This window comes from Micromonospora sp. WMMD1128, from assembly GCF_027497235.1.
GTDB lineage: Bacteria > Actinomycetota > Actinomycetes > Mycobacteriales > Micromonosporaceae > Micromonospora.
Genome location: NZ_CP114902.1, coordinates 2,396,715 through 2,421,329 on the forward strand (window position 1 = coordinate 2,396,715; position 24,615 = coordinate 2,421,329).

The 24,615-nt window shown below is 72.7% G+C and carries 25 protein-coding genes; 11 read left to right on the forward strand and 14 right to left on the reverse strand.

Features of this window, described 5'->3' with window-relative positions:
• Nucleotide 1 precedes the first annotated feature (1 nt).
• Nucleotides 2-766, forward strand: a complete 765-nt coding sequence (locus O7602_RS11045; protein ID WP_281588452.1) for an ABC transporter permease — start codon at nucleotides 2-4, stop codon at nucleotides 764-766.
• Nucleotides 767-886: 120 nt separating this feature from the next.
• Nucleotides 887-2,539, forward strand: a complete 1,653-nt coding sequence (locus tag O7602_RS11050; RefSeq protein ID WP_281588454.1) for a class I adenylate-forming enzyme family protein — start codon at nucleotides 887-889, stop codon at nucleotides 2,537-2,539.
• Nucleotides 2,540-2,639: 100 nt separating this feature from the next.
• Here O7602_RS11050 and O7602_RS11055 read toward each other — a convergent pair whose 3' ends face one another.
• From O7602_RS11055 to O7602_RS11105, 11 genes are all read right to left on the reverse strand, one after another.
• On the reverse strand, nucleotides 2,640-3,668 hold the full coding sequence (locus O7602_RS11055; RefSeq protein WP_281588456.1) for an alcohol dehydrogenase catalytic domain-containing protein: 1,029 nt from the start codon (nucleotides 3,666-3,668) through the stop codon (nucleotides 2,640-2,642).
• Entirely contained in the window at nucleotides 3,655-4,305 is a 651-nt protein-coding gene (locus O7602_RS11060; protein ID WP_281588458.1) for a GntR family transcriptional regulator, read from the reverse strand. Before O7602_RS11060 ends, O7602_RS11055 begins: the two co-directional genes overlap by 14 nt.
• Complete coding sequence (locus O7602_RS11065; protein WP_281588460.1) at nucleotides 4,302-5,162, reverse strand: DUF2090 domain-containing protein; 861 nt, start codon at nucleotides 5,160-5,162, stop codon at nucleotides 4,302-4,304. Before O7602_RS11065 ends, O7602_RS11060 begins: the two co-directional genes overlap by 4 nt.
• Complete coding sequence (locus O7602_RS11070; RefSeq protein ID WP_281590249.1) at nucleotides 5,159-6,145, reverse strand: alcohol dehydrogenase catalytic domain-containing protein; 987 nt, start codon at nucleotides 6,143-6,145, stop codon at nucleotides 5,159-5,161. The genes O7602_RS11065 and O7602_RS11070 overlap by 4 nt, the downstream gene beginning before the upstream one ends.
• Nucleotides 6,146-6,150: 5 nt before the next feature.
• Entirely contained in the window at nucleotides 6,151-6,966 is an 816-nt protein-coding gene (locus O7602_RS11075) for a carbohydrate ABC transporter permease (RefSeq protein WP_281588462.1), read from the reverse strand.
• Nucleotides 6,963-7,916 carry a sugar ABC transporter permease gene (locus O7602_RS11080; RefSeq protein WP_281588463.1) on the reverse strand — a complete coding sequence of 318 codons (954 nt, stop codon included), beginning with the start codon at nucleotides 7,914-7,916 and terminating at the stop codon, nucleotides 6,963-6,965. Before O7602_RS11080 ends, O7602_RS11075 begins: the two co-directional genes overlap by 4 nt.
• A gap of 4 nt (nucleotides 7,917-7,920) precedes the next feature.
• Nucleotides 7,921-9,219: a sugar ABC transporter substrate-binding protein gene (locus O7602_RS11085; protein WP_281588465.1), complete on the reverse strand. Its 1,299-nt coding sequence runs from the start codon at nucleotides 9,217-9,219 to the stop codon at nucleotides 7,921-7,923.
• Between the two features lie 11 nt (nucleotides 9,220-9,230).
• Complete coding sequence (locus O7602_RS11090; RefSeq protein ID WP_281588467.1) at nucleotides 9,231-10,334, reverse strand: 6-phosphofructokinase; 1,104 nt, start codon at nucleotides 10,332-10,334, stop codon at nucleotides 9,231-9,233.
• A gap of 1 nt (nucleotide 10,335) precedes the next feature.
• Entirely contained in the window at nucleotides 10,336-11,787 is a 1,452-nt protein-coding gene (locus tag O7602_RS11095; protein WP_281588469.1) for an aldehyde dehydrogenase family protein, read from the reverse strand.
• Entirely contained in the window at nucleotides 11,784-12,950 is a 1,167-nt protein-coding gene (locus tag O7602_RS11100; RefSeq protein WP_281588471.1) for a mandelate racemase/muconate lactonizing enzyme family protein, read from the reverse strand. The genes O7602_RS11095 and O7602_RS11100 overlap by 4 nt, the downstream gene beginning before the upstream one ends.
• A 269-nt stretch (nucleotides 12,951-13,219) precedes the next feature.
• On the reverse strand, nucleotides 13,220-14,002 hold the full coding sequence (locus tag O7602_RS11105; RefSeq protein ID WP_281588473.1) for a DeoR/GlpR family DNA-binding transcription regulator: 783 nt from the start codon (nucleotides 14,000-14,002) through the stop codon (nucleotides 13,220-13,222).
• Between the two features lie 121 nt (nucleotides 14,003-14,123).
• On the opposite strand from O7602_RS11105, the gene O7602_RS11110 reads away from it, so the two are divergent.
• The 5 genes from O7602_RS11110 (at nucleotide 14,124) to O7602_RS11130 (ending at nucleotide 17,355) form a co-directional block, all read left to right on the forward strand.
• Nucleotides 14,124-14,990 (forward strand): hypothetical protein, encoded by an 867-nt coding sequence (locus O7602_RS11110; protein ID WP_281588475.1) that lies wholly within the window; start codon nucleotides 14,124-14,126, stop codon nucleotides 14,988-14,990.
• Entirely contained in the window at nucleotides 14,991-15,716 is a 726-nt protein-coding gene (locus O7602_RS11115; RefSeq protein ID WP_281588477.1) for a sulfite exporter TauE/SafE family protein, read from the forward strand.
• Nucleotides 15,710-16,081, forward strand: coding sequence for a DUF202 domain-containing protein (locus O7602_RS11120; RefSeq protein ID WP_281588478.1), 372 nt, complete (start codon nucleotides 15,710-15,712; stop codon nucleotides 16,079-16,081). The genes O7602_RS11115 and O7602_RS11120 overlap by 7 nt, the downstream gene beginning before the upstream one ends.
• Nucleotides 16,082-16,179: 98 nt before the next feature.
• A complete protein-coding gene (locus O7602_RS11125) occupies nucleotides 16,180-16,527 on the forward strand; it encodes a DUF202 domain-containing protein (RefSeq protein ID WP_281588480.1) in 348 nt (115 codons plus the stop codon).
• Nucleotides 16,528-16,875: 348 nt separating this feature from the next.
• Nucleotides 16,876-17,355: a hypothetical protein gene (locus tag O7602_RS11130; protein ID WP_281588482.1), complete on the forward strand. Its 480-nt coding sequence runs from the start codon at nucleotides 16,876-16,878 to the stop codon at nucleotides 17,353-17,355.
• Nucleotides 17,356-17,507: 152 nt separating this feature from the next.
• Here O7602_RS11130 and O7602_RS11135 read toward each other — a convergent pair whose 3' ends face one another.
• A complete protein-coding gene (locus O7602_RS11135; protein ID WP_281590251.1) occupies nucleotides 17,508-17,699 on the reverse strand; it encodes a DUF397 domain-containing protein in 192 nt (63 codons plus the stop codon).
• Nucleotides 17,696-18,493: a helix-turn-helix transcriptional regulator gene (locus tag O7602_RS11140; protein WP_281588484.1), complete on the reverse strand. Its 798-nt coding sequence runs from the start codon at nucleotides 18,491-18,493 to the stop codon at nucleotides 17,696-17,698. Before O7602_RS11140 ends, O7602_RS11135 begins: the two co-directional genes overlap by 4 nt.
• A 177-nt stretch (nucleotides 18,494-18,670) precedes the next feature.
• On the opposite strand from O7602_RS11140, the gene O7602_RS11145 reads away from it, so the two are divergent.
• A complete protein-coding gene (locus O7602_RS11145; RefSeq protein WP_281588485.1) occupies nucleotides 18,671-19,648 on the forward strand; it encodes an aldo/keto reductase in 978 nt (325 codons plus the stop codon).
• 94 nt (nucleotides 19,649-19,742) lie between these two features.
• On the opposite strand, the gene O7602_RS11150 is transcribed toward O7602_RS11145, so the two are convergent.
• Nucleotides 19,743-21,113 (reverse strand): PHB depolymerase family esterase, encoded by a 1,371-nt coding sequence (locus tag O7602_RS11150; protein ID WP_281588487.1) that lies wholly within the window; start codon nucleotides 21,111-21,113, stop codon nucleotides 19,743-19,745.
• Nucleotides 21,114-21,300: 187 nt separating this feature from the next.
• On the opposite strand from O7602_RS11150, the gene O7602_RS11155 reads away from it, so the two are divergent.
• From O7602_RS11155 to O7602_RS11165, 3 genes are all read left to right on the forward strand, one after another.
• Nucleotides 21,301-22,269 (forward strand): PaaX family transcriptional regulator C-terminal domain-containing protein, encoded by a 969-nt coding sequence (locus O7602_RS11155; RefSeq protein ID WP_281588489.1) that lies wholly within the window; start codon nucleotides 21,301-21,303, stop codon nucleotides 22,267-22,269.
• A 44-nt stretch (nucleotides 22,270-22,313) separates the two neighbouring features.
• The gene (locus tag O7602_RS11160; protein WP_281588491.1) at nucleotides 22,314-23,102 is read left to right on the forward strand and encodes an aminoglycoside adenylyltransferase domain-containing protein; all 789 of its coding nucleotides are present in this window, start codon (nucleotides 22,314-22,316) and stop codon (nucleotides 23,100-23,102) included.
• A gap of 432 nt (nucleotides 23,103-23,534) precedes the next feature.
• Nucleotides 23,535-24,542 carry a glycoside hydrolase family 11 protein gene (locus O7602_RS11165; RefSeq protein WP_281588492.1) on the forward strand — a complete coding sequence of 336 codons (1,008 nt, stop codon included), beginning with the start codon at nucleotides 23,535-23,537 and terminating at the stop codon, nucleotides 24,540-24,542.
• Nucleotides 24,543-24,615: the final 73 nt, after the last annotated feature.

Sequence of the window (24,615 nt, forward strand, 5' to 3'; positions counted from 1 at the left end):
GGTGCGACTCGTCCGTGACACCTGGCTGATCTTTCAGCAGGAAGCCGGCCTGATGGTGCGCAACCCGGTGATGGTCGCGTTCAGCCTGGCCCAGCCGATCACCTACCTCATCCTCTTCGCCCCGTTCCTCAAGGTGGTGATGGTCGACCGGGGCGCGTCCACGTACGCCGACGCCTACCGCATCTACGTGCCCGGCCTGTTCGTGGCGATGGGGCTGTTCGGCGGCCTGTTCGCCGGCTACGGGCTGCTCAGCGCGTTGCGCGCGGGCATCATCGACAGGTGCCGGGTGACGCCGGTGAGCCGCACCGCGCTGCTGCTCGGCCGGGCGCTGATGCACGTGTGTCTCAATGTGACGCAGGCGGTCGTGGTCACGCTTGTGGCGCTGCCGTTCGGCCTGCGCGTGCACCTGGTCAACCTGCTCGTCTCGTACGGGCTGCTGGGCGTGATGGTGCTGCTGAGCACGTCCATCTCGTACGACATCGCGTTGCTGGTCCGCAACGAGAACAGCCTCGGCGTGCTGGTGAACACCGTGGGTCAGCCGATCTCGCTGCTCGCCGGCGTGCTCATTCCGCTGGTGCTCGCGCCGATGTGGATCCAGCGGGTCGCGCTCTGGAACCCGTTCGCCTGGGCCACCGACGGGATGCGGGCGCTGTTCGCCGGCCAGATCTTCCAGACCGTGGTGTGGCAGGGCGCGCTCATCATGGTCGGGTTGGCCGCCGCGAGCCTCCTCTGGTCGTCGCACCTGTTCAACCGCGAGGTCTCCTGACCGTCCTATATAGACCATTGTCTCGCCGTGACGGGCGCTCTAGCCTGATCGTGTCCTCGCGCGGTGAGGGCGCGCGGGGGCGTGGCTTCGGTGGGCGTGTCACACAGAGGAGGCAACGCGTTGGGTGCCGACAACTTCCGGGCGACCCTGGCGGCGGACCAGGAACTGGGCGCGGGCAACGTCCTGCTGCGGCTGGCCGAGCACGGGGCCGACATGCGGATGCCCCGGGTGACGTTCGACGTCGACGTGGACGGGATCCCCGCCTGGACCCCGCTGTCACTCGCCACGCTCACCGAGCGGGTGGCCGCCCGGGCGGCCTGGTTCGCCGCGCGTGGCATCGGCCGGCGGGACCCGGTCGCGGTGTACGTGACGTCCGCGCCGGACGTGTTTCTCACCTTCCTGGCCCTCACCTGGCTCGGTGCCATCCCGGCGCTGATGAACGGCAACATGCCTGTCGAGCTGGCCGCCGAGTTCGTCCGCCGGCTGCGCGGCGTCGGTGTCGTGGTGGACGCCGACCACGCCGCGTTGCGCGAGCACGACCTCGGCGTGCCGATCCTCGGCGACGCGGCGGAGACCGGCGCCGGTGACCCCGCGCAGGCGCCGCCGCACCACCGGCACCACCCGGAGGACCCGGTCGCCATCACCCACTCCTCGGGCACCACCCGGGTGCCGGCGGCGATCGTTCACTCGCACCACGGCCTGTTCGCCGCGATCCGCGCGGTGCGGCTCACCGAGTCCCGGCCGTACGGCGAGGTGCGGGAGCTGTCCGCGCTGCCGGCCGCGCACGCCGCCGGCATCATCACGCTCAACCAGGCGCTCTGCAACGGCTACCAGTTGCTCTGCCTGTCGGCGCAGGGCGGCCCGTTCGCGCGCAGCGCCGAGACGATCCTCGACGCGATCGAGCGGTGGCGTCCGACCGGCGTGTTCGGCTTCGCCGTGACCTGGTCGGAGCTGGCCCGCGTCGACCTGAGCACCCGCGACCTCAGCTCGGTGCGCAACTGGTTCAACACCGGCGACTGCGCGCACGAGTCGCACGTACGCCGGCTGGTCGCCGTCGGCAGCCACCCCACCTGGACCCGGGACGGCATGGTCGACGTGCCCGGCTCCAAGTTCGTCGACATGCTCGGCTCCACCGAGATGGGCCACGGCGCGTTCCGGATCACCCACCGGCTCGGCAGCGACCGCTACGACCGCTGCGTCGGCAAGCCGTACCCGTTCGCCGAGATCGCCCTGCTGGACGTGCGCACCGGCGAGGAGGTCCCGGAGGGGCAGGTCGGGCACGTCGGGTTGAAGTCGCCGACGCTGGCGATCGGCTACTGGAACGACTCGGTCACCACCTGGCGGACCCGGCTGAACGGCTACTACCTGACCGGCGACCTGATGTACCGCGATCCGAACGGCGACTACCACCACGTCGACCGGGCCAGCGACGCGGTCGACCTGGGCGACGGCGCGTGGCTCTACACCGCGCTGTCCGAGGAGCGCATCCTCGCGCACTGCCCGGACGTGCGGGACTGCACGGTCGTGGCCGCCACCGCCGACGGGGGCGGGACGGTCACCGACGTGCTGCTCCTGCTCGCCGACGACTCCGATCCCACGCTCGACCGCACCGAGCGGGTCCGGGCGGCGCTGGGGCCGGCGGTGGCCGCGACGCTGCGGCGGGTGGTGACCGTCCCCGAGGACGGCGTGGTGATGGGACCCACCGGCAAGGTGCGCAAGTTCCTCATGCGCCAGCGCCTGCTGGCCGACGCCGGGGCGCCGGCCGCCGGATAGCCGGCGTCGGCCCCGGACCCGCCGGTCAGCCGCGCGCGGACAGCCGGCGTCGGCCCGGTCAGCCGCGCGCGGACAGCCGGCGTCCGCTCCGAAGTCGCCGTCAGCCGCGTGCGGCGGCGACGCCGTGCGGCGCGACGAACACCTTGTCGGCCGTGCCGGCGCGCTGCGCGTCCAGGGCCGCCGGCAGGTCGTCCAGGCCGTAGAACGCCGGTCGCAGCCGGTCCAGGCCGAGGGTCGGCAGCATCCGCACGGCACGGTGATGGGTGTACGGGTTGATCACCGCGCCGACGAGCGTCAGCTCCCGGGAGAAGATGTCGTGCGGGCGTACCCGGGCCTCGTCGTCGGGCCGGGCCACCCCGAAGACGAGGATCCGGCCGCCGCGCGACGACGCGGTGACCGCCGACTCCAGGATCCGGCCGGACCCGACCGCGTCGATCACGTGCGGGAAGCCCAGGCCGTCGGTGAGCGCGACCGCCTCGGCGAGGGCCGCCGGGTCGAGGGCGGCGTCCGCGCCCATCCGCAGGGCGGCGTCGCGCCGGTCGGCGCGCGGGTCCAGCACCACGATCGGGGCGAGCCCGCGCGCCCGGGCCAGGGCGACCATCATGGCGCCCGCGGGTCCGGCGCCGAAGATGAGGATCGGCAGCCCCGAACGCGGGTCCAACTGGTCCACCCCGTGCAGGCAGCAGGCGAGCGGTTCGGTGAGCGCCCCGATCCACGGCGGCGTCCCGCCCGGCAGCCGGTACGCGATCCGCGCCGGCACCGTCATCCGTTCGGTCATCCCGCCGTCGAGCTTGACGCCGTAGCCGCGTTTGCGGTCGCAGAGGTGTTCCTGCCCGAGGCGGCAGTAGGCGCACCTGGTGCAGTAGTCGTGCGGCTCGACGGTGACCAGGTCGCCGACGGTCAGCTCGTCGACCTCGGCGCCCACCTCGGTGACCCGGCCGCACACCTCGTGCCCGAGCACGACCTGCGGCGCGGCCGGGAAGCTGCCGGCGACGATGTGGCTGTCGGTGCCGCAGACGCCCACCGCGAGCGGCGCGATCGCCACCTCGGCCGGGCCCAGCGGCGGCGGCGCGGACCGGAGCAGCCGGACGTCCCCGGCGCCGAAGAAACGGGCCTCAGTCAGCAGCACGCAGCAGCTCCTTGAGTCGCCGGATGTGGGCGCGGGCGGCCTCCTCGGCGGCTTCCGCGTCGCCGGACCCGATCGCCTCGAAGATGGCCTGGTGGTCGTGGACGGCCTGGACCATGCCCCCGGTCAGGCTGGTCGAGCGCATCGCCACCAGCACCCGGGTCTGGACGCTGTCGAGCATCTGCGCCAGCACCGGGCTCTGCGCCGCCTGTCGGATCTCCCGGTGGAACGCGGCGTCCAGCTCGATGTGGCGGGCGAAGTCGCCGGTGGCGGCGACGGTGCGGTGCTCGGCGAGCAGCGCGAGCAGCGTCCGCCGCAGCGTCGCGTGGTATTTCCCGGTGGCCAGCCGGGCGACCGCGCCCTCCAGCACCTCGCGCGCCTCGTAGAGGCTGACCAGCTCGGCGGGGGAGATGCGGGCGACCTCCGCGCCACGGTTCATCGTCTCGGTGACCAGGTTCTCCTGCACCAGGCGAATCACCGCGTCCCGGACCGGGCTGCGGCTGACCCGGAACTCCTCGGCGAGGGCCGGGACGCTCAGCCGGGTGCCCGGCCGCAGCTCACCGGAGATGATCCGGTCGCGGAGGGTCTTGTAGAGCACCTCGCCGACGCGCTGCTGGTCGGCCTGGAGAAGACTTGTCACCTGAGGAACGTCCCTGCGAAGTGGCGGTAGTTGGCGGCGACCGCCGCGACCGCCTCGGGCCGCGTCAACTCGCCGGCCAGAAGTCCGCGCAACGATTCCCACCAGATGCTACGGCCGATCGCGAAGCCGGTGAATCCGTTGTCCGCCGCGTCGGTGAGCCACCGGTCCAGGGTGGGCCGCGGCGCGTTCGCGCCGAGCAGAATGCACTCGCCGCCGGCCTGCGCGGCGAGGGCGGCGGCGGTCCGGTAGTGCTCCGGCGCGCCCAGGTGCTCCAGCTTCCACACGTCGACGGGCACCTCCTCGGCGATCTCCGTCATGGCCCGGTGGATGAGCGCCGGCCGTACCTCGGTCTCGAACACCTCGGTCGGGACGGCCCGCTGCTCCGCCGTCGGCGGGACGAGCAGCTCGAAGAGGAACCGGCCGCCGGCGTCGCGTACCGCCTGGGCGACCTTGGCGAGCCGGGACCGCTGCTCGCGGTTGTCCGCGGCCGATCCCTCGACCTGGTAGCGGACCAGCACCTTGGGCAGCTCGGGACGGAAGTGGGCGAGGAAACCCGGCAGGTCGTCCGGCTCGGTCTCGTACAGCTCGCGGCCACCACGCTCCACCGGCATGCTCAGCGTCACGTGGTGGGCCCGGGCCCGCTCGGGTACGCCGGCGCCGAGCTGCTCGTCGACCAGGATGCCGGCGTGCTCGGCCAGCCGGGGCTCGGCGTCGAGCGCGGCGAGCAGCCCGTCCAGGACCATGTGCTTGCCGTCGGTGACCGCGGCGCGTTCGGCCGGCAGCGCGGTCCGGGTGTGACCGTAGAGCGCCTGGGTGAGCCAGGGACGCTGGTCGACGGCGAGGATCAACAGGCTCATCGGGTTACCTCCGTGAGATGGGCGTCCGTCGACACGATGCAGGGCTTGACGTGGTCGCCGGCCACGAAGCGGGCGAACGCCTCGGGCAGCTCGGGCAGGGTGAGGGGCTTGACGATCAGGTCGCGCAGGGCGGCGCCGACGACCCGCAGCAGGTCCCAGTTCGCGTCGACCTCGTCGACGGGGAAGTAGAACGACCGCACCGTGTAGCAGTCGGTCCGCCGCCAGCGCGGCGTCGCCGGCATGGTGTACGGCTCGTTCGACTCGCCGAGCGCGACGACCGTGCCGCCGGGCCGGACCACCCGCTGTGCCGTCTCCCGGGCCGCGTCGGCGCCGCTGACCTCGACGACCATGTCGTACTGGTTCTCGGCGGACAGGTCGCCGGCGGGGCGGGCGCCGAGCGCGGTGGCGGTCGCCAGGCGCGCCGGGTTCGGGTCGAAGGCGTCGACGGCGACGCCCATGGCCTGCGCGACCGCGACGACACCGAGGCCGAGCGGCCCGGCCCCGACGACGAGCGCGCGGTCCACCGTGTCCTGGGTGCGCAGCGCCAGCCGCAGGGCGTGCGCCGCGGTGCCGACCGTGTCCAGGCCGAGGACCGCGACGGACAGCGGGATGTCGTCCGGCACCGGCAGGACGCACCGCGCCGGCACGTCCACGTGTTCGGCGAAACCGCCGTCGCGCTGCCAGCCGATCAGCTCCGACAGGTGCAGGCACTGGTTGGTGCGGCCGGCGACGCAGCGGACGCAGGCGCCGCAGAAGACGGGGATGTAGACGATGCCCCGGGTGCCCTCGGGCAGCGCGCCCCCGACGACCGTGCCGCCGATCTCGTGGCCCGGTACGACCGGCGAGCCGCTGTGCAGCAGCCGCTTGTCCGATCCGCAGAGCGCGCAGACGTCGACCCGTAGGCGTACGTCGCCGTCGGCGATGTCACCGAGCGGCGCCTTCTCGAACTCGATCTCGCCGTGGCCCCGGAACCGGGCCCGCATGGACGTCACTTGACGGCTCCTCCGGTGATGCCGCGCACCAACCAGCGCTGCGCGAAGATCGTCAGCAGCAGGGCGGGCGCGGAGATGAGCGTGCTCGCGGCCATCAGGCCGCCGAAGTCGTTGGATCCCTGGCCGATGAAGTTGAACGCGATCACGGTCAGTGGCAGCGTCCGGTCGTTTGCCAGGGCCAGCGCGAACAGGAAGTAGTTCCAGCTGAAGACGAAGCTGAGCGTCAGCGCGACCGACACCCCGGGCAGGGCCAGCGGCAGCGCGATCCGGCGGAACCGCTGCCAGGCGTTCGCGCCGTCGATGAGCGTCGACTCCTCGATGCTGATCGGGATCTCCTCGAAGAACGGCACCAGCAGCCAGATGCACAGCGGCAGCGTGATGATCAGGTGCGCGACGATCAGCAGGGTGTAGTTGAGCGCCACGCTGTCCGGGCCGCCCACACGCACCGAGAGCACGAACAGCGGGAGCACGAACAGCACGCCGGGCGCCATCCGGGCCAGCAGCGTGAGGAAGCCGAGCGCGGCCAGCTTGCGGCGCACGATGACGTACGCCGCCGGCGCGCCGAGGACCAGCCCGAGGATCGTCGAGCCGCCGGCCACGATGAAGCTGTTGGCGATGTAGCGGCCGAAGGTGAAGCGCTCGAAGAGGTTGGTGAAGTTCTCGAGCGTCAGCGGTGACCCGACGTCGAACAGCGAGCCGGTGATGTCGACGTTGTTCCGCAGCGACGACCAGAGCATGAACAGGACCGGGCCGAAGAACACGACGGTGAACACGAGGTACGCGGCGTACACGCCGCTGAGTCGCTTGCTCATTGCGACGCCCGCTGCCGGAACCAGGTGAACGCGCCGGCGATGACGACCACCAGGGCGAGCAGCGCGATCTGGAGGGCGGCGGCGTAGCTCGGCTCCTGGTCGACGAAGCCGGCGTTGTAGCCGTACACGTTGAGGGTGTTCGTGGAGTTCACCGGACCCCCCTGGGTCATGATGTAGATCGTGTCGAAGAAGCGCACCAGGTCCACGGTGCGCAGCAGCATCGCCACGGTGAGCACCGGGCGCAGCAGCGGCAGGCCGATGTTCCAGGCCGTACGCCAGCCGCTCGCCCCGTCGATGGCGGCGGCCTCGAACGGCTCCTCGGGCAGCGACCGGATCCCGGCCGCGATGATCAGCGCCATGAACGGCGTCCACTGCCAGATGTCGACGAGCGCGATGGACCACGGCGCGATGTCCGGGTCGCCGAGCCACACCACCGGGTCGATGCCGACCTTGCCGAGGAGCTGGTTGGCCGCGCCGAGCGTCGGGTCCATGATGAGCAACCAGACCAGGCCGACCGCGACCGACGCGGTGATCGCCGGGATCAGCATCATGCCCTGGAAGATCCGCCGGCCGGGCACGTCGAGGCTCATCACGTAGCCGAGCGCCAATCCCAGGACGGTCTCCACGAGCAGGCAGACCACGAAGAGGAACAGCGTGATCTTCAGCGAGTTCCAGAACTCGGGGTTGCCGAACATATCGGCGTAGTTGGCGAACCCGAGGAAGCCCGAGTTCGTCCCGTCGGCCTGCCGGTCGCTGACCGAGAGCCAGATCGCGTACGCCACCGGCACCAGCACCAGCACGGCCGTGACCAGCACCGCCGGGAGCGCGAACGGCCACACGCCCCGCGCGGTCGGATCGTGCCGGCGGCGCCTACGGCGGGCCGCCCCCGCCCCCGGGCCCGCGGTGGCGGGTCCGGAGGCGGCGGACGGCTTCGTCATCAGGTCACTCATGGCGCTATCCGGCGTTCTTCGCCAGCAGCGGGGTTAGTCCGTCCTGGATCTCCTTGGCGGCGGTGGCCGCGTCCGCCTGACCGAGGATCGCCTTGCCGACCGCGTCGCCGACGACCTTGCGCATCTCGGGCGCGGCGACACCCACCGGGCCGACCTCGGTGGAGCCGTTGGCCTGCACGTTCGCCAGGGCAGCGCTCCACTGCTTGAGCGTGTCGGTGTCGAGCGTGTCGGTGTAGCTCTTGTCCTGCGCCACCGAGGTCCGGGGCGGGGCGATGCCGCCCTCGGTGAGCTTCAGCTGGGTCGCCTTGCCGGTCGCCCACTCGATGAACTTCCAGGCGGCGTCCTTGTTCTTGGAGTACGACGACATCGCGACGCCCCAGTTCAGGACCGTCGACTTCGAGCCGGCCGAGCCGGCCGGGAAATCCAGCACGCCGATCTTGCCGACGACCTTGGAGGTCTTCGGGTCGTTGATGGCGCTGATCTCGTTGCTGGACTCCAGCTCCATCGCCGCGTTGCCGGCCGCGAAGAGCGCCGACGACTGGGTGAAGGTGTTGTTGACCACGCCGGGCGGGCCGAAGTCCTTGGCGAGGGTCGCGTACCGGGCGATCGCGTCGGCGGCGCCGGGCGAGTCGAAGTTCGGGGTGCCGTCCGGCTTGGTCCACTCCACGCCCTGCGAGTGCAGGAACGGGCCGAAGGTGAACGGCAGCGCGGCGGACTGGCCGCGCAGGGCGATCGGGGTGATCTTGCCGTCGGACTTCTGCTTGATCGCGGCGGCGACCGTGGGCAGCTCGTCGAGGGTCTTCGGCGGGGTGATGCCGTACTTCTCGAACAGGTCCGTGCGGTAGTAGAGGACGACGCCCTCGACGTTCACCGGCGCGGCGATGGTCTTGTCCTGGATCGTCATGCCGGTCTTGACCGCGGCCGGGAAGTCGGCGACGTCGTACTCCGCCGACTTGTTCATGTAGTCGTCGAGCGGGGCGTAGTAGCCGGCCTTGCTGAACTGCAGGCCCTCCCGCGACGGCAGCGTCATGAACACGTCCATGGACGAGCTGCGCGACTGCAACGTCAGCGAGATCTTGTCGCGGGCCTGCTGCTCGGCGAAGGTCTGCACCTTCACTCGGACGCCCGACTCCTGCTCGAACTCGGGGATCAGCGGCTCGATGGCCTTCTGCCACGGGTGGTTGGACATGACGAGGGTGATCTCGTCGGCGCCGTCGCCCGAGGCGTCGCCGCCACCGCAGCCGGCGGCGAGCCCGCCGACGAGGACCAGGGCGAACCCGGCGCTCAGAATCTTGTTCCGCATCAGTGTGCCTTTCAGTTCTGACCGAGGAGTGGGGCGAGCCAGTCATGGAAGTCGCCGAGGTCGGCGGGGTTGGTGCTGCGCCACCGCGGGGGCACCGGCCGGGTCCGGCCGGCCACCTCCGCGAGTGGCACCGGGTCGTACGTGGTGGCGCCGGCGCTGCGGTGCAGGCCGACCATCAGTCCGGTGGCGCGGTCGGCGAGCAGCGTGGCCGCGTGCCGCCCGGCCTGCGTCGCCTCCGCCCGGTCGACGTCGCTCGCCAGCGCGCCGCTGCTGCGCTGGACCATGCCGAGCACCTCGCCGCGGGCGGTGACCCCCAGTTCGGCGCCGACCAGCCCGGCGAGCGCCCGGGAGACGCCGCCGACGATGATCCGGGCGTGGTTGACGGCCTCGAACGGATCGTCGGTCAGCCCGCTCGCCGCGCCCTCGCTGACCACCACGAACGCCCGGCCGTGGACGCGCAGGGCGTCCTGCACGGCGGTGAGGAACGCCGCCCGGTCGAACGCGAGCTCCGGGATCAGGACCAGGTGCGGCGCGTACGCCGGGTCGTCGCGGTGCCAGGTCGCGGCCAGCGCCAGCCAGCCGACCGAACGGCCGAGGGTCTCCACGATCCGGACCGGCTCGATGCCGGACATGGCGGCGTGGTCGCGGGCCAGGTCCGGGACGACTGTCGTCAGGTAGCGCGCGGCGGAGCCGTACCCGGGGCAGTGGTCCACCCCGACGAGGTCGTTGTCGACGGTCTTCGGGATGCCGACGACGGCGAGGTCGCGGCCGGTCGCGGCGGCCCGGCCGGCGAGCGCGTGCAGCAGGGCCATGGTCCCGTTGCCGCCGATCAGGGCCAGGCCGTCGACGCCGTTGGCGGTCAGCACGTCGAGGGCGGTGTCGAGGTCGGCCCCGGTGACCGCCCGTCGCCCGGCGCCGAGCCAGGACCCGCCGTGCCGGGTGACCGCGACCGGCACGTCGGCGGCGGTGACCGGGGTGAACCGGCCCTCGACGAGACCGTCCGGGCCGCCCCGCAACGCCAGCACGTCGTGCTCCGCCGCCGCCTCCAGGAAGCCGCGGAGGCTGGCGTTGACGACGCTCGTCGGCGCGCCGGTCTGTCCGATCAGCAGGCGCATGTCACACCTGCGCCTTCGCGCCGACGGACAGGAAGGTCTGGAACGCCTCCAGGCCGGGGCGACCGCCCTCGTAGCCGAGCCCCGAGTCGGCCACCCCGCCGAACGGGATCCACGGCGTGTTCGGGGTGCCGGTGTTGATGCCCACGATCCCGGCGCGCAGCCGCTCGGCCACCGCGTGGGCCCGGTCGAGGTCGGTGCCGCAGACGTAACCGGCCAGGCCGTACCCGGTGGCCCGGTGCAGGGCCAGCGCGTCGTCGAGGTCGTCGTAGACGTGGACGGGCGCGATCGGCCCGAAGATCTCGTCGGTCATCACCCGGGCGTGCACCGGCGCGTCCAGCAGCACGGTCGCCGGGGTGAAGTGCCCCCGGTCGGGGAGCGCGCCGCCGCTGATCCGGCGGGCGCCCTTCGCGACCGCCTCGTCGACGAGCGCGGCCATCCGGGCCGGGTCGCCGGCCGGGGCCAGGGGACCGAGGTCGGTGGCCGGGTCGGTGGGGTCGCCGACGACCATCTTCCCGGTGGCCGCGACGAACGCCTCGGTGAACTCGGCCGCCACCTCGCGGGCCACCAGGACCTGGTTGGCGGCGATGCAGGACTGGCCGTTGTTGCGGTACTTCGCGACCAGCAGCGTCTGCGCGGCGGCCTGCGGGTCCGCGTCCGGCAGCACCAGGAACGGCGCGCAGCCGCCCAGCTCCATCACGGTGCGCAGGAAGCGCGGCGCCGCGGCGGCGGCCACCAGCCGACCCACCCGGGTCGACCCGGTGAAGGACACCACCCCGACGGCCGGGTCCGCGAGCCACGGGTCGACCACGTCACCCGGGGCGCCGAGCACGGTGGACAGCACGCCGGCGGGCACGTGCCGTTCCACGACCGCGGCCAGCACCACCGACGACAGCGGGCTCAGCTCGGAGGGCTTGAAGAGCACCGGACACCCGGCGGCGAGCGCCGGCGCGATCTTGCGGGCCGGGATGGAGACGGGGAAGTTCCAGGGGGTGAGCACCGCGGCGACGCCGGCCGGCCGGGCGGTCACCCGGTGCGCGATCCCGGGTACGACGGACAGGCGCTCGGTCTCCTGCCGGTCCAGCAGGTCGGCCATGATCCGGAAGTAGGCGACGGTCAGCCCCAGCTCGGCGGTGGACTCGGCGAGCCGCTTGCCGGTCTCCCGGGTGATCAGCGCGGGCCACTCGCGCTCGGCGGCCAGCGTCTCCACGTCCGCGGCGATCGCCCGCAGCGCCGCCGACCGGGCCTGGGGCGGGGTGCCCGCCCAGGCCGGCAGGGCCCGCCGCGCGACGTCGAGCGCGGCGCTCGCGTCCGCGCCGGACCCGGTGGTGACCTCGGTGTACGCCTGGCCGGTGGCCGGGTCGAGGACGGCGAGGCGTGGCCCGTCGGCCGTCCGGTCGGCCACCCGGACGGCGGTGGCGGCGGCGAGCACGTCGTTGACGATGGGGTCGGTCACGGTAGCTGCTCCTCGTAGGCGTCGAGCGGGTGCGTGTCGAGTGCGATGCCGAAGCCGGGCCCGTCCGGCACGCGGACCGTGCCGTGGTCGGTGAGCAGGTCGTCGGCGGCCCGACGCAGCGGGTTCGAGCGGATGTCCCACTCGATGAGCCGGGTGGCGGGGGAGATCGCGCCGGCCTGGACGGTGGTGGCGGTGGCGACGGCGCCGTTGTAGAGGTGCGGGTTGACGGTCCGTCCGGCGGCCTCCGCCGCGGTCAGCACGTCGAGATACTCGGTGACGCCGCCGACCTTGCCGAGGTCGGGCTGCACGATGTCGACGGCCTCCAGGTACGGCGTGAACGCCGCCGCGCCGTAGAGGTTCTCGCCGGTGGCCAACGGCATGCCGGTGCGCTGCCGCAGCTCGGCCAGGTCGGCGGGGCGGTCGCCGGCGAGGGGCTCCTCGACCCAGGCGACGCCGAGGTCGGCGAGCGCGCGGACCATCTCCAGCGCGTCCGGGAGCGTCCACGCCTGGTTGGCGTCGGCGAAGATCTGGACCCGGTCACCGAGGATCCGGCGGGCGGCGCCGACGTTCGTCAGGTCGGTGTCCGCGCCGAAGCCGACCTTGACCTTGACGGCGGTGAGTCCGAGCGCGGCGCACCTGTGGGCCACCTCGGCGACGCCCGTGGGCCCGAGGCTGGAGCCGTACACGGGCAGCTCGGTGCGGGGGCTCGCGCTGAGCAGCCGGGCCAGGCTGGTGCCGGCGTGGCGGGCGGCGAGGTCCCACAGCGCCATGTCGACGCCGCTGACCGCCTGGTGGACCGGGCCGGGCGCGCCCCACTGGCGGCCCAGCGGCACCAGCCGGGCGAGCAGCGCCCGCTGGGCGGTGGCCGGGTCGGGGAAGCGGTGGCCGGTCATCAGTGGCGCGATGCCGTGGCGGATCGTGGCGTCCCGCTCGCGCCACGCCCAGGACGGGTAGTTCGCCCAGCTCTCGCCGACGCCGACCGAGCCGTCGGCGAGTTCGACCTCGACCAGGACCATCACGCGGTGGGTGAGCGGCGCGAACGACATGGCGATCCGCTCGGCGGGACGCGCCCGGAAGACGCGGCACCGCACGTCCACCACCGCGGCGTCGGGCAGCGCGACGGCGCGGCTCCGCCCGACTGCGGGGTTGACATCGAGGTCCATGTGCCTTCTCTCACGTTCGACGTTAACTGCATGCAGTGTTGAACGTGCGTGACCGGAACGTCAAGAGCCGGAAACAAAGAATTCGCCGGCCGGCGGCCCGCCGGGGGAGATCCGTGCCGGGGTGGGCGCTTCCGGGTGATCCTCAACGGGGTGTGGCGCTGCTGCTGGTGGCGCCGCTGCGCCGCAGCTCGCTGCTGGCGGTGTCCCAGACCGGGCCGATGGTGGTGCTCAGGATGCGGCGTTGCCGCTGGCCGCGGCGGGACCGTAGGTCAGGCGGTGAGGACGCGGGTGCCGGTGCGCCGGGCCGCGGTGGCCACCGGCTCGGGCAGCGGACCGTCCACCACGAGCGTGTCGATCCGGTCGAACCCGCACACCTGGACCGGCGCGGTGGCCGTCAGCTTGCTGGTGTCGGCCAGCAGCACGACCTCGTCGGCGATGTCCATCAGGGCATGCTTGGCGCTCAACTCGACCTCCGAGCGCACGTACGCGCCCCGCTCGTCGATCGCGCTCGCGCCGAGGAACAGCAGGCGCACGCGCATCCGTCGGACCAGGTCGAGCGCGGCGAAACCGACCATCGCCTGGTTGTCGTGCAGCAGCTCCCCGCCGATGCCGATCACCCGTGACCTGGGCCGGGACAGCATGTGGGCGAGGACCGGCACGGAGTGGGTGAGCACGCAGCCGTCGAAGTCCTCGGGGAGCGCGTGCGCCACCTCCGCCGCCGTGGTGCCGCTGTCGACGCCGATCGTGTCGCCCGGCTGGACCAGGCGGGCCGCCGCGGCGCCGATCGCCCGCTTGGCGCCGGCGTGGCTGAGCGCGCGGGAGGCGTACCCCTGGCCCACGGCGCCGCCCGGCGGCAGGCTGACCCCGCCGTGGACAAGCAGGACCTCGCCGCCGTCGGCGAGTCGCCGCAGGTCACGGCGAACGGTCATCTGGGAGACGCCGAGCTGTGCGCTGAGGTCGGCGACGGAGAGGAAGCCGGCGCGGCGCAGCGCCGCCATGATGTGCGTCCGACGCTGCGGGGCGCCGTCGTAGCGCATGGCTTCCAGGGACACGGCGGTAGTGTAGCCCCTGTTCTTCGACTACCAACGGATGTTATTTTTCGAACAACCGTTGATTCAGCCGACTCGACGTCGCCGACCCCCGGCGGCGTCGCGGCCGTCCCCTGGAGGAACCGTGACCGTCGACCCCTCGATCCTCGCCCGCCCGTCCGGCGGCTACGCCATGCTCGCCGTCGACCAGCGCGAGGCGCTGCGGGCCATGTTCGCCGCGCACCAGGACGAGCCGGTGTCCGACGCGCAGCTCACCGCGTTCAAGGTCGACGCCGCGCGCGCCCTCAGCCCCTACGCGTCGGCGCTCCTCGTCGACAAGCAGTTCGGCTGGGACGCGGTCGTCGCGAACGACGCCGTCGACCCTGGCTGCGCCCTGATCGCGGCGGCCGACGCGTTCACGCCCAGCGCCACCGAGTTCGTGGCCGACGTGACCATCGACCCCGAGGTCGACCCCGCGACCGTCCGCGAGGAGGGCGCGAAGGCCCTCAAGCTGCTCGTGCTCTACCGGCCCGACGAGGCGCCGGAGCCCCGCGTCGCCCTGGTCACCGACTTCGTCACCCGCTGCCGCGAGGCCGGCCTGGTGAGCATCGTCGAACCCGTGTCCCGTGGCCCGCGCGACGGCGGCGCCTACGACCACGAGGCGGGCATCTTCGCCGCCGCCCGCGAGTTGGGCGACCTCGGCGCCGACCTCTACAAGTCGGAGGTGCCCACGCACGGCAAGGGCACCCCGGACGAGATCACCGCCGGCTGCGCGGCGCTCACGTCCGCGATCAGCGGCCCCTGGGTGGTGCTGTCCTCCGGCGTACCCGCCGAGGTCTTCCCCGACGCGGTGCGCCTCGCCTGCCGGGCCGGGGCCTCGGGCTTCCTCGCCGGCCGGGCCGTCTGGGCCTCCGTGGTCGGCAGCCCCACCATGGCCGACGACCTCCGGACGATCTCCGTGGACCGGCTGCGCCGCCTGGCCGACGTGGTCGACGACGCCGTGTCGCGCTAGATGCTGCCCGTCGGTGACCTGCTCGCCGTCGGCGCCGTCGCGGTCGGCGCCGCCATGCAGCGCGCGACAGGTCTCGGCTTCGCCCTGGTCGCCGCGCCGTTCCTGGTCGTCATCCTCGGGCCGTTCTCCGGGGTGACCCTGGCCAACCTGCTCTCCGCGGTGATCAACCTGATCGTGCTCTGCGTGACCGCCCGGGCGCTGCGCCGTCGCCTCGCCCTCCAGATGATCGCCGGAGTGATCCTGGCCCTGCCGCTCGGCGTCTGGGTGGTGCGGGAACTCCCCGGTCCGGTCCTGCTCGTCGGCATCGGCCTGATCACCGCCGGCTCCGTGGGCTGGGTGGCGCTGGGCCAGAGCATGCCGTTCCTGCGGAACCGGGGCGGGGCGGTGGCGTCCGGCTTCGCGTCCGGCTTCTTCAACACCACCGCCGGCACGGGCGGACCGCCCCTGGCCGTGTACGCCGCAACCACCGACTGGGAACACCGCAGCTTCGTCCCGACCGTGCAACTGGTCGGGCTGGTCACCAACGTGCTGTCGCTGGCCGCGAAGGGCCCACCGACCCTGTCCTGGCGGATGCTGCTGGCCTGCGGGGCGGCCATGGCCGTGGGCATCGGCGGCGGGCACTGGCTGGGACGCTGGCTGCCGGAGCGGGCGGCCCGACGCTGGATGCTGGCCCTGGCCCTCGCCGGCAGCGTCATCGCGATCGGCAAGGGGGTGGCAGCGTGGTGAGACGATCACCGGCGACCCGCTGGCCGCACCGCGTCTTCGGACAGGGCAGCGACCCGGACCCCCGCTTCAGCCTGGCCAACGAACGCACGTTCCTGGCCTGGATCCGCACCTCCCTCGCACTGTTCGCGGCCGGCGTGGCACTGGAGGCGGTGCACCTGCCGATGGTGCCCGGGCTGCGCCGGGCCGCCGCGATCACGCTGATCGTGCTGGGTGCCGCCGCCCCGGCCCAGGCGTGGTTGGGGTGGCTCCGCACCGAGCTGGCCCTGCGGCGGGGGAGCGGGTTGCCGCCACCGGTGATGGCGGTGCCGCTCGGCGCCGGTCTCCTGCTCGTCGGCGTCCTGGTTCTCCTCGGGCTCGTGCTGTGACCCGACCCGGCCTCCCGCCATCCGTCTCGTCCGGCCGTGCGTCGTCCGGCCGTGCGTCGTCCGGCCGTGCGTCGTCCGGCCCTGTGTCGTCCGGCCCTGTGTCGTCCGGCCCCGCGGCCAACGCGCCCACCGACCGGGGGCTCCAGGTGGAACGGACGGTGTTGGCCTGGCGGCGTACCGCGGCTGCGTTCGTCGTGGCGGCGGCCGTGGCCGGCCGGCTCCTGCTGCCGCACCGCGGCGGGTGGCTCTTCCTGGCCGCCGTCACGGGCGCGACCGCGATCGTCGTCGCCGCGGCGGTGGCGCTGCGCCGCCGCCACCCCGTCACCGACCTGCCGGCGGCCCCGGACGCCGCCCGTACACCCGCCCGCTGGCTGGCGGCGGTGACGGTCGCCACTCTCGTCGGAGGGCTCGGCGTCGCGCTCGCCGTCCTCGTCGGCTCACCCTGACCGGAGCCGGACAGTCCGCGTCCCGATGGACGGCCACCGGCCACACCGACCGGCGTCACCAGCTCGCGGGCTGCGCGGAGGGCGGGTGGAACGTCATGGGTGTCTCGGGCGGCCTGATGCACCCGTGGCGTTCCACTCGTGGGTTGATCGGAGGGTGGGTGGAACGTCATGGGTGTCTGCGGCGCGGGAATGCGGCCACGGCGCTGGCCCCGGGCGGGAGGTCGGCAATCCGGTGCACGCGCGGTGGGTTCCCGACCCCCCACCGACGAACGCACCGGGCCCGCGCTCAAGGTTCCGACCGACCACTGATCGGTCGTGGGGTGCGCGGACGTGCCAGAATCGGCAGCCGTGTCCTACCTACCCGCGCAGCCGTACCAGCCGATGCCGGCCGCCCCACTGACCGCCTACCCGCAACCGATCACGCCGCCGCCGGGCCACGCGGTGCTCGTCGTCTCGGTGAACCGGGGGCCGTACGCGATCCCGGTGCCGACGACCAGCCGCTTCAAGGTCGACAAGCTGGCGGTGCCGATCCCCGGCGAGGGCACCTGGCACATCGCGGTCCCGCCCGGCCCGCACGACGTCCGGTACACCGACTTCATGGGCATCCCGATCGTCACCACGTCGCTGGTGGCCCAGCCGGGGGCGGCGCATCACCTGTCGTTCCGCTTCGGCGCGTGGCGCAACCGGGTGCACGACGGCTACGGCACCGACGTGACGCGCTTCGGCCTCTGGTCGAACTACACCGTCGCGCTCGTCGCACTGGCCGTCATGGTGCCGCTCTGCTGCGGAGTGGTCGGGCTGATTTCGGGCGGCCTCACCTCGACCTGACCGACCCGAAGCCGCCCGAGCCGGCGCGGTGACCACGGCGTAGGTCTGCGCGAGCGCTGCTCCGGCCGGGTCGGGAGGTCGATGTGGTCGGTGCCGACCCGACGGCAAGGATGCCCTTCGGTGTGACGCCGGAGGGCATCGACGCGGACGGGTCAGGCGGGGCCGAGCCGCTTGGCCAGGTCCACGAAGGACCGCCAGGACGCGGCGTCGACGTGCAGGGTGCCGCCGTCGCGGTCCTTGGTGTCGCGGACCAGCACGATGCCCGGCAGGTTGTCGGCGACCTCGACGCAGGAGCCACCGTTGCCGCCGGACCGGGTCGACTTCCGCCACTGAGGGGTGGTCAGTTCCATGACTTCGCCACTTCCTTGATCAGCTTGAGGGACTGCCGGCGGGGGAGTGCCTCGTTCCGCACGATCTCCCACGTCTTCGCGAGCCTAGCAACGTCGGCCGGCGCCTCGACGATCTGCGCGGTGAGCTGGTTGTCCGCATGAACCACCCGGCTCCCGTCGGGCAGCTCCGCGATGATGAACTGCCCGGCCAGGCCCAGGTACATGCCGGCGTCGACCGGCACCACGTGCACCTGGACGTGTTCCAGCACGGCCAGTTCCACCAGCCGGTCGAACTGCTCGGCCATCAGCCCCGGGGCGTCGAGCACCGGCCGGCGCAGCACCGACTCGTCGATGACGGCGATGAGCTGCGGCGGATGCGGCCCGGTCAGGACCGCCTGCCGACCGAGACGGCTCGTCACGATGCGGTCGCACTCCTCCGGGGTGAACCGGCCGCCGGCAAGCGTCGCGCGGGCGTACCGCTCGGTCTGGAACAGGCCCGGCAGGTAGGCCAGCTCGAACCAGCGCAGCGTGGTCGCCTCCCGCTCGAACACGATCCACTCCCGCAGCCACGCCGGATCGGCGTCGAGCGACCCCAGCGCGCGCAGCATCCGCTCGAACCGGCCGCCGGTGCCGAACCGCTCGTCGATCGTCCGCATGTATTCCTTGGTCGGGGCGCGTCCGGCGGTCTCCACCCCGCTGACGTGCGACCCCGAGTAGTCGATCTTCCGGGCGAATTCCTCCTGGCTCATCTCGACCGACGCCCGGAACAGGCGCAGCTCGCCGATCACATAGTTCGTCGCGTTCCCCATCGTCTCCCCGATCTCCGCCCGGCCCGACTGCCCCGATGCCGCCGGTCCTGACCCGTACGGACGCACCGGGCGTTGATCCACGGTAGTCGAACAATTACCAACTGTCATCGAGGCGAGCCGTCGTGGACCGTGTCCCCGAGATCTTGGTGCGGGGCCGCCATGTGCTATCCACGACGCATGGCCGACGACCAGCACGTTTCCCCCGCGGGTGCCGACATCCGCGACCACCGACTGATCTACGGCTGCATGGGGCTGGGCGGCGGGTGGGACGACGAACCGTACGGCGCGCCGGAGATCGCGGCGGCCCAGGCGGCCGTCGAGGCCGCCCTGGAGATCGGCGTCACCGCGTTCGACCACGCGGACATCTACCGCAACGGCAAGGCCGAGGCGGTCTTCGGTGAGGTGCTCGCCCGCGCGCCGGAACTCCGCTCGCGCGTCCAGATCCAGACGAAGTGCGGCATCCGCCTGGCCGGCGACGACGGGCCGGGCCGCTACGACCTGCGCGGCACGCACATCACGCACAGCGTCGAACGGAGCCTGACCCGGCTGCGCACCGACGTGCTCGATGTGCTGCTGCTGCACCGGCCGGACCCGCTGGCCGACCCGGACGAGGTGGCCGAGGCGCTGACCTCGCTGCACCGGCAGGGCCTGGTGCGGCAGTTCGGCGTGTCGAACATGGCGGCGGCGCAGATCGCCCACCTCCAGGCGTCGCTCGACGTGCCGCTGGTCGTCAACCAGTTGGAGATGAGCCTCGCCCGCCGCGACTGGGTCGAGGCCGGCGTCCTGGTGAACACCGCCGAGTCCACAAGCACCGGGTTTCCGCTCGGCACCCTGGAGCACTGCCGGGCGCACCGGATCGGCGTCCAGGCATGGAGTCCGCTGGCGCGCGGGCGCTTCACCGGCGCCGGGCGTACCCCGGCCGACCGGGAGACCGCCGAGAGGGTCGCCGCGCTCGCCGGCGCCAAGGGCACCACGCCGGAGGCGATCGTCCTGTGGTGGATCCAGCGGCATCCGGCGCGGGTGGCGCCGGTGATCGGCACCGCGGACCCGGACCGCATCCGCGCCTGCCGGGACGCGGCCCGCCGCGACCCGGAACTGACCCGCGAGGACTGGTACGACCTCTGGGTTACCGCCCGCGGCGCCCCACTGCCCTGACAGCCCGTGCCCCCGCGCGCCCATGCCGGATTCCCGGAAAGAGTGGCTGTCCGAGCCTGGACAGCCACTCTTTCCGGGAATCAGCGGGACGGGGTCAGGCGAGGGTGCAGGTGGCGCCGTTGAGGGTGAAGGAACTCGGGCGGCCGGTGTTACCGGTGTGGGTGGCCTGGAATCCGATCGTGGTCGATCCGTTCGCCGGGATGGTGCCGTTGTAGCTGACGTTGCGCGCCGTCACCTGGCCGGAGCTGGGGGAGTACGACGCGTTCCAGCCCGAGGTGATGTTCTGTCCACCGGGCAGCGTGAACCCCAGCGACCAGCCGTTCACCGCGGCGGATCCGGTGTTGGTGATGGTGATGTTCTCCGTCAGCCCGGTGTTCCAGGCGTTCAGGTCGACGCTCACCCGGCAGGCGCCGGAGCCCGGCGGCGGCGTGGTCGGGGGCGGCGTCGGCGAGGTGGTCGGGCTCGGCGAGGTGGTGGGGCTCGGCGAGACGGTCGGGCTGGGTGAGACGGTCGGCGACGTGGTGGGGCTCGTGCCGGTCAGGCCGAAGAACGCGATGGCGACCGCCGCCATGCCGCCGGACGGCAGGCTGTGCCCGGCGCCCTGGACGCTGTACGCCTCGACCTGGACGGTGCCGTTGGCGTCGGCGTAGCGCCGCCGGTTCCAGTTGGCCTGCGGCGTGTCGGTGGAGGTGGGCGTCTGGCTGAGGCCGAACACGTTCGTCCACTGCTCGATGGTCTCCTGGAGCAGCGAGTACGGCACGAGGGTGTCGGCGGTGCCGTGCCAGAGCTGCACCCGGGGGCGGGGACCGGAGTAGCCGGGGTACGCCGCGCGGACCGCGTCGCCCCACTGCTGCGGGGTCCGGTTCATGTTGCCGCCGGTGCACTGGCTGCTGCCCGGCGGGTAGTCCGCCGCGTTCGCGAAGCAGTTGTAGGGCACGCCCATGAATGCCGCGCCGGCCTTGAACACGTCCGGGTAGAGCGCCAGCATGTGGTTGGTCATCATGCCGCCGGACGAGCTGCCGGTGGCGTAGACCCGGTCCGGGTCGGCGCCGTACTGCTGCTGGACATAGCGGACCATCGAGACGATCGACACCGGGTCGCTGCCGCCGCCGCGGCGCTTGGCGGCGTCGGACCAGGTGTCGAAGCAGTTGCCGAAGCCGGCCTGCTGGGTCGCGCTGGGGTAGATCACGATGTACCCGTACCGGTCGGCGAGCGAGGCGAACTCGCTGCCGGAGTAGAAGCCCGGTCCGGAGCCGCCGCAGCCGTGCATGGCCACCACGGTCGCCGGTCGCGCCGGCCGGTTGTCCGGGACGTAGACGTGCATGCGCATCCGCCCCGGGTTGTCGCCGAAGCTGGTCACCTCGGTCAGCGACGCCGCGTACGCGGGTTGCATGGCCGGGATGACCAGGCCGGCGCCCGCCAGCGTGGCGGCCAGCGCGAGCAGCATCTTCCCTCTGATTTTCACGGAGACTCCTTCGATCACCTGTGCAGGTTGGGGTCGTCGGTGGTGCGCCCTGCCCGGCTCCGCGTCGGGTAGCACATAGTGTTCTCGCCGGTCCGCGAAGTGTCAATCGACGTATCACGATGTGCATGACACCGGCGTGATCCGTCTACAGTCGAGGTCCCATCCCCGAGCCGAGTCCGGAGCGCCCGTGGCCAGCGCGTTCGACATCGAGGAGATCTACCCGGACGAGCCGTCGGTGCGGCTGCCCCGGAGGCAGTCCGGCACCGCGCCGCAGGGCGTCGCGGTGACGCTGATGGCGGACTACACCCTGCGTACCCGGGCGGCTCTTCCGTCCGCGGCGATCGTGGCGCTGCTCGCGGAGGCCGGGGTGAGCAGCGCCGGCGCCCGGACCGCGATCAGCCGGCTGGCCCGCCGCGGCGTGCTGGAGCGCAGCCGGGCGGGCCGCAACAGCTCCTACCGGCTCAGCCAATCCGTCGCCGCGAACCTCTCCGCCGGCGGGCACTGGATCCTCGACTCCACCTCGCCCGCGGCGCCGTGGGACGGGTGCTGGACGATCGTCGCCTTCTCGCTGCCGCAGGATCACAGCGCGCAGCGGCGGGCGTTGCGCGGCCAGCTCCGCTGGCTCGGCTACGCGCCGCTGTACGACGGGCTGTGGATCTCGCCGCACGAGTTGACCCGGGCGGCGCGTGCGCGGCTGGCCCAGCTCACCCTGGGCGCGGTCACGGTGTTCCGGGGCCGGCACGCGGAGCTGGACGCGCCCGGCGGGCGTCCGCCGATCGAGGCATGGGACATCACCGCCATCAGCCGGCAGTACGAGGAGTTCCTGCGCCGGTGGACCCCGCTGGCGTCCCGGACCGGGTCGGTCGACGGCGCGGCGGCGGTGCGGGCGCGCACCGAGGTGATGGACACCTACCGGCGGTTCCCCACGCTCGACCCGCAACTGCCGCTGGAGCTGCTGCCGGCCGGCTGGCCCCGGCAGGCGGCCCGGGACCTGTTCGCGGCCGTCTACGACGGCCTGGCCGAACCCGCCGAGCGGCACGTCCGGGACGTCGTCGCGGGGCACGCCGGCGGCGCGTCGCCGGAGGTCCGGGCGCACACCACCGCCGACCTGCTTGCCGGGGTACGCGCGAACCCGTGCGCCGCACCGCCGGGGTGACGAGCGCGGGGTCCCGTCGCTCCGGCGTCGGGCAGGATGGCGAAGTGATCTCGCCAGAACCCGTTCTGACCGACCTCCGTACCGCCTGGGCGCACGAGCTCTCCGACCGGCTGGCCGGTCTCTACCTGCACGGGTCGCTCGTGGGCGGCGACTTCGCCCCGGGGCGCAGCGACCTCGACCTGCTGGCGGTGCTCGACCGCGACCCGGACGAGCCGCTCCTCGGCGTGCTCGCCGTGCTGCACGCCGACCTGGACCGCCGGCATCCGGAGTGGGCCGGCCGGATCGAGGTGGAGTACGTCTCGGTGGCGGCGGTCCGCGACGCCGCTCGCGGGCAGGCCGACCGGCAGCACGTCATCGCCCGGGTCAGTCCCGGCGAACTGCTGCACCTGCTGCCCGCCACCAGCCATCGCGTGGTCACCTGGTCATCGGTGCGGGAGCATGGCCGTACGCTGCTCGGCCCGGCGGCCGACGCGTTGCTGCCGGAGATCGATCCCGGTCGCGTCCGCGCGGCCCTGCTCGACCACGTACGCGACTGGCCGGACTGGGTGGTCGAGATGACCGGCGCCGGCGCGCAGTCCTACGCGGTGCTCACCCTGTGCCGTGCCTACCAGCGCCTCCGGTGCGGTCGGCAGTTGTCCAAGCGGCAGGCCGCCGAACCGACCGCCGCCGCGTTCCCGCACTGGGCGGGCCTCATCGGCTGGGCGCGCGACTGGTGGTACGAATCCGGGCTGGACAGTGATCCGGGCCGGGCCGGCGACGTGCCCGCGTTCGTGCGCGAGGTGAGCGCCGCCGTCCTGGCCGGGGAACCCGACATTCGAGACCGTGTTCGCTGATCAGCCGGGTACCGAACGTGGGCCGGCGTCCGCGGGCTTCGCGTCCCCGCTCGCCGGCCGGCGCGGCCCGGTCAGGCGGGCTGACCCGCGGTGAGCGCGGCGGCCGGAGCGGCAGGCGACCGAAGGCCCCGGTCCCGATCTTCTGGACCGGAAAGTCTCCGAAAGTTTCGGTACCTGATCTCCGTCAGGGCCCACCGGACGTGCGGTGTCGAAGCGCTTCACCTGACCGTCTGCCAGCACCTATGCCGTCTCCATGGCCCCGCTGCCGCGGTCATCGGTTTCCATGATGTTTCCGGAAGTTGTTGACACAATGAACGACGTCTCCAATACTGTGGCCATCGACTCGCCTCGATGGCGATCGAGGTTCGTCGGCCGGTCGTGGTGCTGCCACCCGCCGGCCGCGCCCCGCCACCACAGGGAGGTAACACGCCCATGAACGACGCCCCCGTCCGCTCGGGCAGCCGCAGGCGCGGACGCCTCAGGATGCTCCTCGGCGGCGCCTGCGCCGTGGCGCTCGCCGCCGCCGGCACGACGGCGGTCCTGTCCAGTCCGGCCTACGCCGACACGACCGTCACGTCGAACCAGACCGGCACCAACAACGGCTACTTCTTCTCCTTCTGGAAGGACAGTGGCAACGTCTCCATGACCATGGGGAACGGCGGTCAGTACAGCACCCAGTGGAGCGGCATCAACAACTTCGTGGCCGGCAAGGGCTGGAATCCCGGCACCGCGCGCAACGTCACGTACTCCGGTAGCTTCAACCCGTCCGGCAACGCCTACCTCACGTTGTACGGCTGGACCCACAACCCCCTGGTCGAGTACTACATCGTCGACAGCTGGGGCAGCTGGCGCCCGCCGGGCAGCGGCTACATGGGCTCGGTCAGCTCGGACGGCGGCACGTACGACATCTACCGCACCCAGCGGGTCAACGCGCCGTCGATCGAGGGCGACAACAAGACCTTCTACCAGTACTGGAGCGTCCGGCAGTCGAAGCGGGTCGGCGGCACCATCTCCGCGGGCAACCACTTCAGCGCCTGGTCCCGGCTCGGCATGAACCTCGGCAACCACGACTACCAGATTCTGGCCACCGAGGGCTACCAGAGCAGCGGAAACTCCAACGTCACGGTGGACGGCACCGGCGGCTCGAACCCGACCACCCCGCCGCCGAACAACGGTGGCGGCTGCACGGTCAGCGTGAACCGGGCCGAGGAGTGGGGTGACCGGTTCAACACGACGTTCTCGGTCAGCGGCAGCAGCAACTGGACGGTGCGGATCCAGACCCAGGGCGGGCAGAGCCTGCAGAACAGCTGGAACGCGTCGATCAGCGGCAACAGCGGCACGCTCACGGCACGTCCGAACGGCAACGGCAACAACTTCGGCATCACGCTCTACAAGAACGGCAACAGCAACACGCCGACGGCGACCTGTTCGGCTAGCTGAGCCGACCTTTCGCCCGGGTGGGGGCGCCGCGACAGCGGCGCCCCCACCGTCGCGTGTGCCGGCCGACACACCC